Here is a 15,691-nt window from a genome sequence, read left to right as displayed (position 1 = left end):
GGGGTATGAGCGGATGATTGTGTTGGAGAAACGGCCACAGCCGTCCAAGGCGTGGTCTTATGCCACCCCTTTGGTCGCGGTGTTGGCGACAATGGTATTCGGCGGGCTGCTGTTCGCCATTCTGGGGAAGAACCCGGTCGAGGCCATCGGCACCATTTTCTGGGAACCCCTGTTCGGTGAGTTTGCATTCTATTACCGCCCGCAGCTGCTGGTGAAAGGGGCGCCTTTGGTGCTGATCGCCATTGGTCTGTCGCTGGGTTTCCGTGCCGGCATATGGAATATCGGGGCCGAGGGGCAGTATATCATGGGCGCCATATTTGGGGCCGGTGCGGGTCTGGCCTTTTACCCTCTGGACGCGTTTTACATTTTTCCGATCATGGTAATCGCGGGGGCATTCGGTGGCTGGCTCTGGGCGATGATCCCGGCCTTTCTGAAGGTTCGCTTTGGCACCAACGAAATCCTTGTCTCGCTGATGCTGGTCTACGTCGCCGAGCAGATGCTGGCCTCGGTGTCGCTTGGCTTGTTGAAAAACCCCGAGGGGTTTGGCTTTCCCGGATCGCGTAATCTGCAATCCTATGACAGTGCGCATAATGCCGAGTTGATCGCGGGATCTGGGATGCACTGGGGCGTCGTGACAGCCCTCATCGCAGTGATCTTTTCCTATGTCCTTCTGAACCGGCACATGCTGGGCTTTCACATCCGTTTGACCGGTGAAGCTCCGCGCGCTGCGAAGTTTGCCGGTGTGAACCCGGCCCGTCTGATCCTGTTTTGTCTGGGCCTGTCCGGCGCTCTGGCCGGTCTGGCGGGGATGTTCGAAGTCTCAGGCCCTTCGGGCGTGGTCAGCATCGACTTTAACGTAGGCTACGGTTTCACTGCGATCATTGTGGCCTTTCTGGGCCGGCTGCACCCGGTGGGTATCCTGCTGGCCGGCGGCTTGATGGCGCTGACCTATATCGGCGGTGAAATCGCGCAATCCCAACTGGGCCTGCCCGCCGCTGCAATTCAGGTGTTCCAGGGGATGCTTCTGTTCTTCCTGCTGGCTTTCGATCTTCTGACAAACTACCGCATCCGTGCGGCACGTAGCGAGGTGGCGTAATGGACCTTGGTGAAATTAACCCCGTCCTTCTGGTCGCCTCTTTGATGGTGGCCGCAACCCCCCTGCTGCTGGCCGCGATCGGAGAGCTGGTTGTTGAAAAAGCAGGTGTTTTGAACCTTGGCGTCGAGGGCATGATGATCGTCGGCGCGATCAGTGGCTTTGCGATCTCGGTCGAGACCGGGTCACCTTGGCTGGGCTTTATCGCGGCAGCCATTGGCGGCGCGGTTCTGTCTTTATTGTTTGTGGTGCTGACACAGGTGGCCTTGGCCAACCAGGTCGCCAGCGGTCTTGCCCTGACCCTGTTCGGACTCGGCTTTAGCGCTCTGATGGGGCAAAGCTATGTAGGCGTCAAACCCCCGAGCATGGGAGATATCCATATCCCGGTGATCAGCGATATTCCGGTGATCGGTCCTATCCTGTTCCAGCACGACCCTATCCTTTATGTCGGCATCGCTTTGACTGCAGCGGTTTGGGCTACGCTAAAGTACACTCGTGTCGGTCTGATCCTGCGCGCGGTCGGGGAAAACCACGATGCCGCGCACGCGCTTGGCTACAAAGTCATCAAGATCCGCGTCATGGCGATCCTGTTCGGCGGAGCTTGTGCGGGCCTGGGCGGAGCCTACATCAGCCTGATCCGTGTGCCCCAATGGACCGAGGGCATGACTGCCGGGGTTGGCTGGATCGCCCTTGCACTGGTGGTGTTCGCCAGTTGGAAGCCGTGGCGTGCGTTGCTGGGTGCCTATTTGTTCGGCGGTATCACCGTTTTGCAGCTCAATTTGCAGGCGGCGGGCGTTGCTATTCCGGTCGAGTATCTGGCAATGTCGCCCTACATCATCACGATCCTTGTGCTTGTGATCCTTTCGGCCGACAAGAGCAGCGCACCTGCCTCACTGGGCCGGACCTTCCATGCCTCGCACTAGACGGGGCCAACTGAACCAACTTGGGGAGTACCACATGAAATTCACTACACTTTTGGCAAGCGCCGCCATGGCGCTCGGGCTGGCTTCGGGCGCAATGGCCGACGAAAAGACAAAGGTCGGCTTCGTTTACGTTGGCCCAGTCGGCGATGGCGGCTGGACATACGAACACAACAAAGGTCGTCTGGCCATTGAAGAAGAGTTTGGAGACAAGGTTGAAACCGTGTTTGTCGAGTCCGTCCCAGAAGGCCCCGACGCCGAGCGCGTAATGACGCAGATGGCGCTGGAAGGCGCAGACCTGATCTTTACCACCTCGTTTGGTTACATGGACCCGACCATCAACGTTGCCAAGAAATTCCCGAACGTGAAGTTCGAGCACGCGACCGGCTATAAAACTGCCGAAAACGTCTCGGTCTATTCGGCGCGTTTCTACGAAGGCCGCGCGGTTCAGGGTCACATAGCGGGTAAGATGACTAAGTCGAATATCATCGGTTATATTGGATCCTACCCGATCCCTGAAGTGATCCGGGGCATCAACTCGGCCTATCTGCACGCCAAAGCCGTAAACCCGGATGTCGAGTTCAAGATCATCTGGGCCTACACCTGGTTTGACCCGGCAAAAGAGGCTGACGCGGCCACCGTTCTGATCGAACAGGGCGCGGACGTGATCCTGCAGCACACTGACTCGACCGCACCGCAGGCCGCCGCACAAGAAGCGGGCAACGTTGTCACCTTCGGCCAGGCATCTGACATGAGCGAATACGCCCCCTTCCCGCGCGTCTCGTCAATCATTGATGACTGGGCACCTTACTACATCGCACGGACCAAGGCCGTGATGGACGGCACATGGGAAAGCGCGAACACCTGGGACGGTATCCGCGAAGGCATGGTCGCTATCGGCGAGATTTCCGACGCGGTACCTGCTGATGTCAAGGAAGAGGCGCTGGCTTTGAAAGCCGCAATGGCTGCAGGTGAATACCACCCCTTCACCGGCCCGATCAAAAAGCAGGACGGCAGCGACTGGCTGGCGGACGGCGAAACAGCCGATGACGGTACCCTGGCTGGCATGAACTTCTACGTTGAAGGGCTGGAAGGCGAAATTCCGCAGTAAACCAGTATCTCAGCGAATACTTGTAAGGCCCGCAGAATTTGCGGGCCTTTTTTCTTGGTCTGCTTTTGACGTGTACCTTGGCCTTGAGGGCGGCAACCATCAACCGAGTTGCACGCCTTCTTCAGCAAAAATTCAGGGTTGTATTAGTCCTATAATACCACTTCGCGTTCTCTGCCCGGTACAAAGCCGCAGGAGGTGCGCAGATGGCAAAACTTGCACACAGCATGATCCGGGTTATCGATGAAGACCGGGCCGTGACGTTTTATAAGACAGCTTTTGATTTGAAGGTTAAGGATCGGCTCGACTTTGAAAGCTTTACCCTGATCTACATGATTTCGGAAGGTTCCGATTTCGAGCTAGAACTGACCATAAACAAAGATCGTAGTGAACCTTATGATCTGGGTAATGGATACGGTCACATCGCCTTTGTCGTCGATGACCTGGACGCCATGCATGGTCACATCCGTGATCTAGGAGCCCATCCCAAAGACATCGTGGATTTCTGTCCCGGAGGAACGCGCGTAGCGCGGTTTTTCTTTGTGTCGGACCCCGCCGGTTATCAAATCGAAGTGATCGAAAAAGGTGGTCGCTTTATCTAAACGCGTCAAAAAAACTCGGAGGAAAACATGCTTTATCAACTGAATTTCAACGTTGAATACGATGCTACGATGGCCCAGCAAGGTCTGCTGGGAGTCTGGGCAGAAGAGGCCGAAGCCGCCTTGGGCGCGAAGTCGGCGGGCGTCGTCAAAGACTTGTGGAAGGTTGTCGGTGAACGCAAAGTGACGGCGATCGTCGATGTCGAGGATCCAGATACTTTGGACAGGATTCTGTTCGATCTGCCCATCATGCAGAAAATGGGTCATCATGTTAAGGTCGAGGTGAAGTCATTGCGTCGATACGAAGACTTCGCGGCCGACGTCAAAGAGCGGCTGGGACGCTGAAGCGAAGGGGAACCCAATGTGCCAGTTGTTTATCGATGCCGATCCGGCGCTTTGGGCTTCTCACACCCGTTCATTCCGAATGGAAGGTATGGTCACCAGCGTGCGCCTGGAAGAGCTCTTCTGGCGTACGCTTGAAACCGTCAGCGAGAGGGATGAGCTTACCGTGCCCCAACTGTTGCACAGGCTATACAATGAAAGCCTGGATGCAGGGCATGATGTAGGTAATTTTACGTCATTCTTGCGGGTCTGTTGTTTGCGATATCTTGATTTGCAACTACGCGGCCTGATCCCGCTTGAAGCACACGTCAACCTGTCTTTGCTTCCAGCCCAAGATATTCTGTCACTTGAACAAAAGGCCCGCGCCGAGAACGCCCCAAAACTATGATGTTTTGGGGCGTCTCTGTAACTATGCAGCCATTTTGTCGTTAATGCCCGCTCAGAACCAGCGTGTTCACAGGCATCAGGATCAACCGCAAGCGCAGACCCGCTGCGTGAACCACACCGATCGTATCGACCACGTGCAAGAACGCTGCATGCCAGAAGCCCAGATCTTCATGCTCCAGCCTCTCGTGATTGCTGGTGTAGACATTCGCCAAACAGTTGCTGCCCGTAGGGATGTCGTCAGCCATGCCTTTGTAGAGCGGTTCCATGTAAACAAGGATCGAGCCAGGGTAGGTGTTGGCCTGCACGTCACGCAATTCGTCGGACGGGCGCATTTGCCCGGATGGGATCACGTCCTGAACCTGCACCACGACCATTGGGATGACGGTAAAGGGCTTGGTCATACAACCCAACTCGCCAATCATGCCGGGCTTGATGACTTGTGCAGACATCTGGTTGAACGCGGCCTGAAACCGATCATGCCCCGAATGCGACGGCACCAGAATGCCCGCAGGGCGCAACAAGGGGCTTACGAAATCGCCGACCTGCAGGCCGAATTGCTCGATCCGACCTGTCACACCTGCGGCAACAACGGTCTTGTCCAGCTCGGTCAGGGCCGCGTCCAGTTGCGCGTTCGCACTGGCAAGCTGTGCCGGGATCAGCTCTTCGATCTGTTGAACAACAGCGGCTCGTTTCGCCTCTGCAGCCACAAGTTTGGCTTCGCGTTCAGCCACGATGTTTTCCAGCCGGTCAATTTCGGCCAGACGCACGGCACTGGACCCTTCGTCGCGCAGAGTCGTGTTACGCTCAAGGTCCTCAAACGCCTGATCCAGCGAGGCCTTGGCACCCGCAATTCCGGCAGTCGCTTCGGCCAGATCGGTCTCGGCCACTTTCAAAGAGGCCTGAACCTGTGCGATCTGCGCATGGGCGGCCTCGACCATTGCCGTTTGGGTAAAATCTTCCATTCGGAAAATGGGCTGCCCAGCAACAACCAGCTGGTTGTTGGTCACATAAACCTCGGCGACGCGTCCACCCAATTGCGGCAGGATTGTCACCGTACGAAAGTAAGACGCTGCTGTCTTGCTGGCAGGGTGAAAATAGAACAGCGTAGTGATCACGGTGAGCGCCAGAATGGCGCAGGTGGTCAGACCCCAGCGCAACTCATACCACATGGTGAACAGGGTAATCTCGTGCCCGATCCGTTTGCCTTGGACAAAGCGACGGAACAAATAATCCGGTAGCACCGTGACCAGTGCACACATCAGCGTTTCAAGCATATCTTATTGCTCCTGATGCTCGGGCGACGGGGGCGCGGTTGGATCCTGACGCTGCGGCCCCAAAGATCGGATCGCATCGGCAATCGCACGCAATGGCGCACCTATGTCGGGAAATTGAAAACCGGCGACCAAGATGGCGGCAATCCAGAACAAGCCGTTATGAGTAAACAAGGCCAGCAGGGCAAGAATACCAACCAGTTGAAACTGTGGATGATTGGATTCGTGTGCGATTTTTTCCGGAATCGAATGCAGCGTGAAATACCCCACACCGATCAAGATGATCACACCGACCGTAAACACGAACATGAACGTCAAAAGATAATCACTGCCATCCGCCTGGACCACGTAGTGCGGAATATGTCCCGTGGCCATTGGGTGTAAATCTGCGGCTGTCACCCTGCCCTCCTATAATTGTATATGACGTGTTTGGATGGGTTGATGCCCAAATTCAAGCCTGCTTAGTATGCGCTGCGCGGCTTGCCCCGTCTGTGCGGTTTTTTTCAAGGATTCAAGCGGCATGATAGATTTCCTCATCATCGGTGGAGGGATAGCTGGTCTCAGCACCGGGGCGCGCCTGTCTGCTTTCGGTAAAGTTGCCGTGCTCGAGGCCGAAGACGCCCTTGGGTACCACGCCTCTGGCCGCTCGGCCGCCTTGTTCGAGGAAAGCTATGGCCCTCCATCGGTCGTTGCTTTGAACCGGGCCAGCGCCGGGTTTCTGCACGAAGGTGGGTATCTTACTCCACGCGGTCTTATGTTGGTTGCCAACGCATCGCAGCAAGAGGCCTTTGACCGCGATGTCAGCGATCTTTCAATGCAAGTTATCTCCAACTCGGACGCAGTTTCGCGTGTGCCTATCCTGAACCCAGAGGTCCTGAGCCACGCGGCGATCAGCGACGCCGCATTCGACATCGACACCGACCGTTTGATGCAGGATTTTGCCCGAACCATTCGCCGCAATGACGGAGAGGTTCTGACAAAAAACCGTGTCACGTCCCTGAAAAAAAACAAGAACTGGGTGGTTGACGGTCAACATCGTTACGAAGCGCGCCTTGTCATCAATGCCGCCGGACCCTGGGTCGACGAGGTCGCTGCTTTGGCTGGGATTGCGCCGGTTGGTATCACTCCTAAGCGACGATCGATGGCACGCATTCCAGCTCCGGGTGGCTACGATGTTCGAGATTGGCCCATGATGCTGGGTGCAGGCGAAGGGTGGTATGCCAAACCAGACGCAGGCAGTCTGATCGTCTCTCCGTCCGAGGCGACCCCTGTGCCGCCACATGACGCCTATGCGGACGACATGATCCTTGCCGAAGGGCTGGCCCGGTACGAAGAAATGATGACTGAACCCGTTACCCGGCTTGAGGCCAACTGGGCTGGGCTACGCAGCTTTGCCCCGGACGGCACATTGGTTCTGGGGCCGGAACCGTCCGAGCCGACATTTATCTGGTCTGCCGGTCAGGGCGGGTATGGGTTCCAGACATCGCCCGCCGCGTCTAAGCTGGTTGCAGATTTGGTAACTGGCGCGACCTCTGACTTAGACGCAGACAGTGTAAACGCCCTAAAGCCCTGCAGGTTCCGATAATGAGCAAACGCACCCTTCCCGCAAACGCCAGTGTTGCAACGCAGGCCGAGGGCGCCCGAATGATCGCCCCGGCGGCCACCCGCAACACCGAAGCCTTATCAGACCTACTTGCGGAATGGGCTCCGACCGCTGGCCAAGCGCTGGAGCTTGCCAGTGGCACAGGGCAGCACGTCAGCGCATTCGCCCGAAAACTGCCCGGTTTGGTGTGGCAACCGACTGAAATTGAGCCAGAGCGGCGCTCTAGCATCGACACGTATGCTGCCGAGCATGCCAATATTGCCAACTCTGTGGAATTGGATGCAACGGCAGCGGGGTGGCATGAAGAGTATGGTGAACGCGACCTGATTGTCCTGATCAACTTGACGCATCTGATCAGCTGGCAGGAAACTCAAACCATTCTGACTGAGGCTGCAAAGGCCCTGAATCCACGCGGACGCTTTATCCTTTACGGGCCTTTCATGCGATCAGGGCAACTGACCAGTGATGGTGACCAACGGTTCCATGACGCGTTGGTGCAACAAGATACGGAAATCGGGTACAAGAACGATCAAGACATTATCGGGTGTATGCTGGAACAGGGCCTCACCCTTGTGAAAACCATTGAGATGCCTGCAAACAATTTGGCGTTTGTAGTGGAAAAGCCTGGCCTCTGATCGAAACCCAAACCTGTTGCCGGTGTGTCTGCTACCCCGTTAGGCTGGGTTATCCTATCACACGAGCCTACAGCTTCTGCAGTAATTCACGGCTTTCTCTGACCGAAAACGCCTGACCTGCCAAATCGGATTTTTCAGGCGGCGCATTTTTTGCGCCGCCCGAGTTGATACTCTGTATTAACCGTCCTTTCGGATGGTTTCGTTCTTTGGATCATATGGGCTGTCGCAGGTCACAACCGCATCCCACAGCTTGTCCTGTATTTTAACTTGCAGCTTGGTGCCTTCGACCGCCAGCTCAGGCTTCACATAGCCCATGCCGATAGATTTCTCGAACGCGACCGAATAACCGCCCGAGGTCAGACGGCCCACGCGTTCACCTTCCGGCGTATACAGCGCCTCGCGGCCCCACGGGTCCGCATCGTCCGGCCCGTCAATCAGCAGAGTGCAGCACTTCACGCGCACACCGGTCTCTTCCAGCTTGGCCTTGCCGTAGAAGTCTTTCGACAGGTCGACAAAGCGCGGCAGATCGGCTTCCAGCGGGGTTGCATCGCGACCCAGCTCGGTGCCGAAGGCGCGATAGGATTTCTCCTGACGCAGCCAGTTCTGGGCGCGGGCGCCGACCAGCTTCATACCGTGTTTCTCACCGGCTTTTTCCAGCAGGTCGAACAGATAGTTCTGCATCTCGATCGGGTGGTGCAGTTCCCAACCCAGTTCGCCGGTATAGGCCACGCGGATCGCGTTGACCGGGCACATGCCCAGCTCGATCTGACGGGCCGACAGCCACGGGAAGCGTTTGTTGGACAATGCGGTTTCCGGATCGGCGTCTTTGATGACCTCTTTCAGAACGTCACGCGACTTGGGTCCGGCGATGGCGAAGACGCCCCACTGGGTGGTCACGTCCTGGATCTCGATGTAACCGAACTCCTCCATCTTGTCCTCGGCCGCCTTGCGCAGATAATCCGCGTCATACTCGGTCCAGGCACCGGCAGAGACGATGTAGTAGTTGTTCTCGCCATTGCGAACGATGGTGTATTCGGTGCGGGTGGTCCCATGCGAGGTCAGCGCGTAGGTCAGGTTGATGCGACCGACCTTGGGCAGCTTGTTGCAGGTGAACCAATCCAGGAACTGAGTCGCACCGGGGCCTTTGACGACGTGCTTGGTGAAGGCCGACGCGTCGATCAGGCCCACGCCTTCGCGGATCGCCTTGGCTTCTTCCACGGCGTGTTTCCACCAGCCACCGCGACGGAAGCTGCGGCTTTCTTTGTCGAAGTTATCAGGCGCATCGACGGGGCCAAAATAGTTCGGACGTTCCCAGCCGTTGACCCAGCCAAACTGAGCACCGCGCGCTTTCTGGCGGTCATAGGCCGGAACAGTACGCAGCGGACGGCAGGCTTCACGCTCTTCGTCGGGGTGGTGCAGGATGTAGACGTGCTCATAGCATTCTTCGTTCTTGCGCGCCGCGAATTCGGTGGTCATCCAGTTCGACGAATACCGTTTGGGGTCCAGCGAGGCCATGTCGATCTCGGCTTCGCCGTCAACCATCATCTGCGCCAGGTAATAGCCAGTGCCGCCTGCAGCAGTGATCCCGAACGAGAAGCCCTCGGCCAGCCACATATTGCGCAGGCCCGGAGCCGGACCAACCAGCGGGTTGCCGTCGGGGGTATAGCAGATCGGGCCGTTAAAATCGTCTTTCAGGCCGGATTCGGCGCAGGACGGCACACGCTCAGCCATCGCCATGTACTGATCCGCGATCCGGTCCAGATCCAGCGGGAAAAGGTCAGCACGGAAGCTGTCGGGCACGCCATGTTCAAAGCGCGCGGGAGCACCGTGTTCGTAGATACCCAAAATCCAGCCGCCACGTTCCTCTCGCGCATAGGACTCGTTGTCAGCGTCACGAACAACAGGGTGTTCGGGGTTACCGGCTTCACGCCATTTGACCAGCTCGGGGTCTTTGTCCATGACGATAAACGTGTGCTCGACCGGGATCGCAGGCATCTTGATGCCCAGCATCTTGGCGGTGCGCTGTGCGTGGTTACCCGATGCGGTCACGACATGTTCGGCCGTGATAACCACCTGCTCGTCGCTTTCGACAAGGTTGCCGCCCTTTTCGACCATCTTGGTGCAGGTGACTTCCCAGTGGGTGCCGTTCCAGTGGAAAGCATCGGCCTGCAGTTTTCGGACGATATCAACTCCGCGCTGACGGGCACCCTTGGCCATCGCCTGCGTTACGTCTGCGGGGTTAATATAGCCATCTTCGGTGTGATAGATCGCGCCCTTCAGGTCCGAGGTTTCGATCAGCGGCCAGCGTTCCTTGATCTGCTCGGGTGTCAGCCATTCATAAGCCACGTCACAGGTCTCGGCGGTCGAGGCATAGAGCATGTATTCGTCCATACGCTCTTGAGTCTGCGCCATGCGAAGGTTGCCGACCACGGCAAAGCCCGCGTTCAGGCCGGTCTCTTCCTCAAGCGTCTTGTAGAAATCGACCGAGTATTTGTGGATGTGGGTGGTCGCATAGGACATGTTGAACAGTGGCAACAAGCCCGCTGCGTGCCACGTAGAACCAGATGTCAGCTCGTCCCGTTCGATCAGCATCACATCGTCCCAGCCTGCCTTGGCAAGGTGGTATGCAATCGAGGTCCCGACGGCACCGCCGCCGACAACCAGTGCTTTGACTTGGGTTTTCATTCGCCCGCTCTCCGGATTGAGTCTGTTTGGCAAGGTTTATGCCCAAGCCTGCGTCTAAGCGCGAAGTCCAGCCGACGCAAAAAAGGGCAAAACCGACCTTTGGTGGCGCATTCACTCAAATGGAAGTGAAGCAGCTACAGAATTTTGCCGGGGTTCATGATGTTGTCGGGATCCAGCGCCGCCTTAATGGCTGCCATATAACGAGTGGCTTCACCCAGTTCTTTGACCAGATACGGACGCTTGCCCTGACCGATTCCATGTTCTCCGGTGCAGGTACCCTCCATCGAGATCGCAAGATCGTTCAGCCAACCCACAAAACCATCTGCTTTTGCGACCTCATCGGCATTGTCCATGTCGATCAGCAACAAGGTATGAAAGTTGCCGTCTCCGACATGCCCAACCATGGGGGCCATCAGGCCCAGTTCTTGCGCCTTATCTTGCGTGGCCGTGACGCACTCGGCCAGTCGCGAGATCGGAACGCAGACATCGGTAGAGATTCCGCGCGCGCCCGGCCGAAGCTGCAGGCTTGCCCAATACATATCGTGCCGGGCCTGCCACAGCTTGTTCCGCTCTTCGGTGGTCGTGGTCGCAGTAAAATCCGTACCCTGAAATTCTTCAGCGATTTGACCGAAGGTCTCGGCTTGTTCGACGGCACCGTGTTCCGAGCCGTGAAACTCAAGCAACAGCAGCGGCGTTTCCGGCAAGGCCAGATTGGAATAGGCATTGGCGGCGCGCACCGACATCTCGTCCAGAAGTTCTATGCGGGCAACAGGCACACCGTATTGAATGGTCATCATCACAGCCTGACAGGCCGCATCGACGGTTGGAAAAGAACAACGCGCCGAGGAGATTGCCTCGGGGATGCCCTGCAGTCGCAAGGTGATCTCGGTAATGATGCCCAGCGTGCCTTCGGCGCCGATCAGCAAACGGGTCAAATCATACCCGGCCGAGGATTTTTTAGCCCGGTGGCCGGTACGTATGATCTGCCCATCGGGCATCACGGTCTCAAGGCTGAGGATATTATCCTTCATCGTACCGTAGCGCACCGCGTTCGTACCCGAGGCGCGCGTGGCCGCCATTCCACCCAGCGACGCATTCGCGCCGGGATCGATTGGAAAGAACAGGCCCTGATCGCGCAGATGGGTATTCAGATCTTCGCGCGTGACACCGGGTTGCACGACACAGTCCAGATCGCTGGCATTCACGGCCAGCACCTCGTTCATCTGTGTCAGATCAACCGAAATTCCTCCGGCAGGCGCATTCACATGCCCCTCAAGCGAGGTTCCGGTGCCAAACGCGATCACCGGAACCTTGTGAGTGGCGCAGGCTTTGACAATCTCGGCCACTTCGTCGGTAGAATGCGGAAAAACAACGGCGTCGGGGCTTTGGTTTTCAATCCAGGTCGTCGTGTGGCCATGCTGTTCTCGAATGGCCTTACCGGTTTGCAACCGGTCGCCGAATTTCTGTTTCAGAATTCCGACAACCGTTTGTATCCCGTTTTCATTCCGGGGCAACGCAACTGCCTGCACCATGCTGCTCCTTGTTGAGGCGCTGGGTTATTCGCCCAGCGCAATGCCTTCACGTCTTGGATCCGCGCCACCAATCAGAACGTCGCCGATCTCGATCGCGTGCAACCCCGAGGTCAGGTCGCGTGGATTAACCTCGTATCCCAGCGCGGTCAGACCATCCGTGAACCCTTCGGCTGCAGTGCCTTGTTCCACGTCATAGGTGCCGAACCGGTTGACCAGATGCGGCAAGGACAGGGCCTGCTGGACATCCATATCCCAGTCTGCCCACGCGATGATCGACTTGGCGACATAGCCAATGATCCGGCTGCCTCCGGGCGAGCCGATGGCCAGAACCGGTTTACCGTCCTGCGTTACGATTGTCGGGCTCATCGAAGACCGGGGTCGCTTGCCGGGTTCAAGCCGATTGGCAATTGGCACACCATCCTTGTGGGTCTTGAACGAGAAGTCCGTCAATTCGTTGTTTAACAAGAACCCGTTGGTCATGAGACGGGATCCAAACCCATTCTCAATGGTCGTGGTCATCGAAAGGACATTGCCGTATTGATCCACGATCGAAATATGCGATGTCGATGGCAGCTCAATCGACACGTCATCTGCCCAGTTTGATGCGTGATCGAAGGCCGGGTTACCCGGTTTCGCGTCGATCAAAGCACCATCTGTGTTCAAAAGCTCTCCGCGTTCGGACAAATAGCCGGGGTCGACCAGCCCCTGTGTCGGCATCGGGACAAAGTCGTGATCGGCCATGTAGCGGCCGCGATCAGCGAAAGCCAGCCGCGAGGCATCTCCGATCAGACGCCAGGTATTGATATCTTCTGGTCCGTACTCGGCCAGATCATACCCGTCCAACATGCCCAGGATCTGCCCAACTGTCAGCGCGCCGGAAGATGGCGGCCCCATGCCGCAGACCTCGTAGGCGCGATAGGTCGCGCAGACCGGTTCGCGTTCGATCACCTGATAAAGCGCCAGATCGATACCCGACAATACACCGGGATTGCCTTCGGCCCCGCGAACGGTGCTAACGATCCCGGCGGCGATCTCTCCGCCATAGAAGCCAGCCGAGCCTTCGCTGGCAAGCGCCCGCAGCGTGTCAGCATAGTCCGGATTCACCAGACGCTGCCCCTGCTCAAGCGGCTTGCCATCCGGCAGGAAATACGAGGCCGTTACCGGAAAACGTGACAGTCGCTCGGCGTCCTTTTCAACAAGGCTTGCCAACCGGGGCGAAACCAGGAATCCGTCGTCAGCCAGTGTGATCCCGTCTGCAAAAAGGCTGGGCCATGGGCTGCGGCCCCAGCGGCGATGCGCTTCTTCCAACAGTGCCGGGGTGCCTGGTGTTCCGACAGACAAGCCGCCGACAACAGCATCGAAGAACTTGAGCGGCTCGCCATTTTCATCCTGAAACAGACGATGGTTTGCCTCTAACGGAGCCGTTTCACGGCCATCCAACGTGGTCATCTTACCGGTTGCGGCATCATACCAGACCAGGAACGCACCGCCCCCAAGGCCCGACGACTGAGGTTCAACCAGACCCAGTACAACCTGAACGGCAACCATCGCATCGGCAGCTGATCCTCCGGCCCGCAGAACCTTGGCCCCAGCTTCAACTGCCAGCGGGTTCGCTGCTGCGACCATCCAGTTTTCCGAAGTGACCGGCTCGCCCGCAAGCTTGGCTTCAAGTGCGGCGATGACCTCTTCGGTCAGGCCCTGAACCTGCCCGGTCGAACCACCTTCGGGTGCGACGGTGTCGGCTGCTTCTTGCGCTATGGCCGGGCCAGCAAAGGCCATGACGGACAATAACAATCCTGAAATCAGACTTCGTTTCATAGTGTCCTCCTAAAAAATAAAAGCAACCAGCCTGCGTGATGTGTCAGAGCATGGCAGGAACCACCTGATCCGGTGGGCGGTGGCCGTCTTCGAATGTTTTGATATTGATAATGACCTTTTCGCCCATCTCAATCCGGCCTTCCAATGTCGCGGACCCCATATGAGGCAGCAACACGACATTGGACAATTGCCGCAGGCGTGGGTTCACATCGGTGCCGTGCTCATACACATCCAGACCGGCCCCGGCGATCTCGCCCGAGCGGATCAACCGGGTCAAAGCGTTTTCATCGATCACCTCGCCGCGCGAAGTGTTCACGATCACCGCCGAGGGTTTCATCAGCTTCAGCCGCCGCGCGTTCATCAGGTGAAAAGTGGACGGTGTCGACGGGCAGTTGATAGAAATCACATCCATCCTAGCAACCATCTGGTCAAGGCTTTCCCAATAGGTTGCCTCAAGCTCGTGTTCCGTTTCAGGCCGTAGCCGGCGGCGGTTATGGTAGTGCACCTGCATCCCAAAGGCGCTGGCCCGCCGCGCTACGGCCTGACCGATCCGGCCCATACCAAGGATGCCCAGACGGCGCCCGCCGATTCTGCCGCCCAACAACGCATTAGGAGCCCAGCCATCCCATTCGGATTTTTGCATCACCGAGAGCCCCTCGGGAATACGACGCGTCACGGCAAGAATCAGAGCCATGGTCATATCAGCGGTATCATCGGTCAGCACACCCGGAGTGTTGGACACCAGAATGCCCCGCTGGCGGGCGGTTGCCACATCAATATTGTCGACCCCTGCACCATAGTTGGCGATCAGACGCAGGTTCTCACCCGCCTGCCCCAGCAGCCCGCCGTCGATTGTATCGGTGATGGTGGGAACCAGCACATCTGCCTCTTTGACCGCGGCGACAAGCTCATCTCGGGTCATGGGGGCATCGTCTGTACGCAGCTGAACATCGAACAGTTCGCTCAATCGCGTTTCCACCGCCTCGGGCAACCGTCGCGTAACGACAACACTCAGACGTTCTCTTGGCACCTGTGCACTCCCACTGCTTTGCAAAACTTCGCGCGCCATGGCATCGTGGCGCAGGAAAAGGCGGGGCACAAGAACCCCAAGGGCATTGAAACCACCTTTTTTCGAAACAAGATCAACAGGCACAAGAGCAGACCGTCAGTGAGTGGTATTCTACCCGCAAAACGCCGAATAGCGGCGCTGATAAGCGTGATCCTGATAGGAATTTGCGCGTCAAGCGCAGCTGCACAGGATAAACGCGGCCAAGTCACAAACCTGCCGCTGCCGCGTTTCGTCTCGATGAAGGCGGCCGAGGGAAATGTACGGCGCGGCCCGTCTTTGACACATCGAATCGACTGGGTCTTCAAACGGCGTGGGATGCCCTTGCAGGTGACGGCCGAATTCGGAAACTGGCGGAAGGTTCAGGATCGCGACGGAGCCGGTGGCTGGGTACACTATGCTTTGTTGTCCGGCGTACGGACGGTTTTGATCGAATCCGAAATGCTGCCCGTATACACCAACCCCGATCCGAACTCACCGGTCAGCGCCCAGTTCGAGGCCGGAGTTGTTGCCCGGCTGGGCAGTTGCACCATTGACTGGTGTCGGATCTCAGCCGGTGGTTACAAAGGTTGGACACTCAAGTCGAATCTTTGGGGTGTAGACCCCGGTGAAGTTCGCGAATGATCGGCTTG

Annotated in this window: 15 protein-coding genes; 9 read left to right on the top strand and 6 right to left on the bottom strand. The window is 57.5% G+C overall.

Annotated features, from left to right (window positions below; all coding sequences use genetic code 11):
- Positions 1-13: 13 nt before the first annotated feature.
- The 6 genes from AC2FF7_RS07500 (at position 14) to AC2FF7_RS07475 (ending at position 4,450) form a co-directional block, all read left to right on the top strand.
- Complete coding sequence (locus AC2FF7_RS07500) at positions 14-1,096, top strand: ABC transporter permease (protein ID WP_170753505.1); 1,083 nt, start codon at positions 14-16, stop codon at positions 1,094-1,096.
- A complete protein-coding gene (locus tag AC2FF7_RS07495; RefSeq protein WP_170352265.1) occupies positions 1,096-2,016 on the top strand; it encodes an ABC transporter permease in 921 nt (306 codons plus the stop codon). The genes AC2FF7_RS07500 and AC2FF7_RS07495 overlap by 1 nt, the downstream gene beginning before the upstream one ends.
- 34 nt (positions 2,017-2,050) lie before the next feature.
- Entirely contained in the window at positions 2,051-3,124 is a 1,074-nt protein-coding gene (locus tag AC2FF7_RS07490; protein ID WP_496905451.1) for a BMP family ABC transporter substrate-binding protein, read from the top strand.
- Between the two features lie 203 nt (positions 3,125-3,327).
- Positions 3,328-3,723 (top strand): VOC family protein, encoded by a 396-nt coding sequence (locus tag AC2FF7_RS07485; RefSeq protein ID WP_496905450.1) that lies wholly within the window; start codon positions 3,328-3,330, stop codon positions 3,721-3,723.
- A gap of 27 nt (positions 3,724-3,750) precedes the next feature.
- On the top strand, positions 3,751-4,065 hold the full coding sequence (locus tag AC2FF7_RS07480) for a muconolactone Delta-isomerase family protein (RefSeq protein ID WP_170352262.1): 315 nt from the start codon (positions 3,751-3,753) through the stop codon (positions 4,063-4,065).
- Between the two features lie 16 nt (positions 4,066-4,081).
- Entirely contained in the window at positions 4,082-4,450 is a 369-nt protein-coding gene (locus AC2FF7_RS07475) for a ribbon-helix-helix domain-containing protein (RefSeq protein WP_170352261.1), read from the top strand.
- Between the two features lie 40 nt (positions 4,451-4,490).
- Here AC2FF7_RS07475 and AC2FF7_RS07470 read toward each other — a convergent pair whose 3' ends face one another.
- Both AC2FF7_RS07470 and AC2FF7_RS07465 read right to left on the bottom strand, forming a co-directional pair.
- Positions 4,491-5,723 carry an HlyD family secretion protein gene (locus tag AC2FF7_RS07470; RefSeq protein ID WP_496905449.1) on the bottom strand — a complete coding sequence of 411 codons (1,233 nt, stop codon included), beginning with the start codon at positions 5,721-5,723 and terminating at the stop codon, positions 4,491-4,493.
- A 3-nt stretch (positions 5,724-5,726) separates the two neighbouring features.
- On the bottom strand, positions 5,727-6,119 hold the full coding sequence (locus AC2FF7_RS07465) for a hypothetical protein (protein WP_331251788.1): 393 nt from the start codon (positions 6,117-6,119) through the stop codon (positions 5,727-5,729).
- A gap of 121 nt (positions 6,120-6,240) precedes the next feature.
- On the opposite strand from AC2FF7_RS07465, the gene AC2FF7_RS07460 reads away from it, so the two are divergent.
- Together AC2FF7_RS07460 and AC2FF7_RS07455 are read left to right on the top strand one after the other, a co-directional pair.
- Complete coding sequence (locus AC2FF7_RS07460; RefSeq protein WP_480867932.1) at positions 6,241-7,305, top strand: NAD(P)/FAD-dependent oxidoreductase; 1,065 nt, start codon at positions 6,241-6,243, stop codon at positions 7,303-7,305.
- On the top strand, positions 7,305-7,958 hold the full coding sequence (locus tag AC2FF7_RS07455) for a DUF938 domain-containing protein (protein ID WP_170352258.1): 654 nt from the start codon (positions 7,305-7,307) through the stop codon (positions 7,956-7,958). Before AC2FF7_RS07460 ends, AC2FF7_RS07455 begins: the two co-directional genes overlap by 1 nt.
- Before the next feature lie 177 nt (positions 7,959-8,135).
- Here the strand turns inward: AC2FF7_RS07455 and AC2FF7_RS07450 are convergent, their stop codons facing one another.
- From AC2FF7_RS07450 to AC2FF7_RS07435, 4 genes are all read right to left on the bottom strand, one after another.
- Positions 8,136-10,643 (bottom strand): GcvT family protein, encoded by a 2,508-nt coding sequence (locus tag AC2FF7_RS07450; protein WP_170724373.1) that lies wholly within the window; start codon positions 10,641-10,643, stop codon positions 8,136-8,138.
- A gap of 134 nt (positions 10,644-10,777) precedes the next feature.
- Positions 10,778-12,175 (bottom strand): FAD-binding oxidoreductase, encoded by a 1,398-nt coding sequence (locus AC2FF7_RS07445; RefSeq protein ID WP_480867934.1) that lies wholly within the window; start codon positions 12,173-12,175, stop codon positions 10,778-10,780.
- Between the two features lie 24 nt (positions 12,176-12,199).
- Positions 12,200-13,993 (bottom strand): gamma-glutamyltransferase, encoded by a 1,794-nt coding sequence (gene ggt, locus AC2FF7_RS07440; protein WP_496905448.1) that lies wholly within the window; start codon positions 13,991-13,993, stop codon positions 12,200-12,202.
- 43 nt (positions 13,994-14,036) lie between these two features.
- Entirely contained in the window at positions 14,037-15,023 is a 987-nt protein-coding gene (locus tag AC2FF7_RS07435) for a 2-hydroxyacid dehydrogenase (protein WP_353393464.1), read from the bottom strand.
- Between the two features lie 168 nt (positions 15,024-15,191).
- Between AC2FF7_RS07435 and AC2FF7_RS07430 the strand changes: the two genes are divergently transcribed.
- A complete protein-coding gene (locus AC2FF7_RS07430) occupies positions 15,192-15,683 on the top strand; it encodes an SH3 domain-containing protein (protein WP_170353108.1) in 492 nt (163 codons plus the stop codon).
- The last annotated feature ends 8 nt before the right edge of the window (positions 15,684-15,691 follow it).

The organism is Ruegeria sp. YTSC325, assembly GCF_059609525.1.
This window is presented reverse-complemented; position numbering and strand designations above follow the sequence as displayed.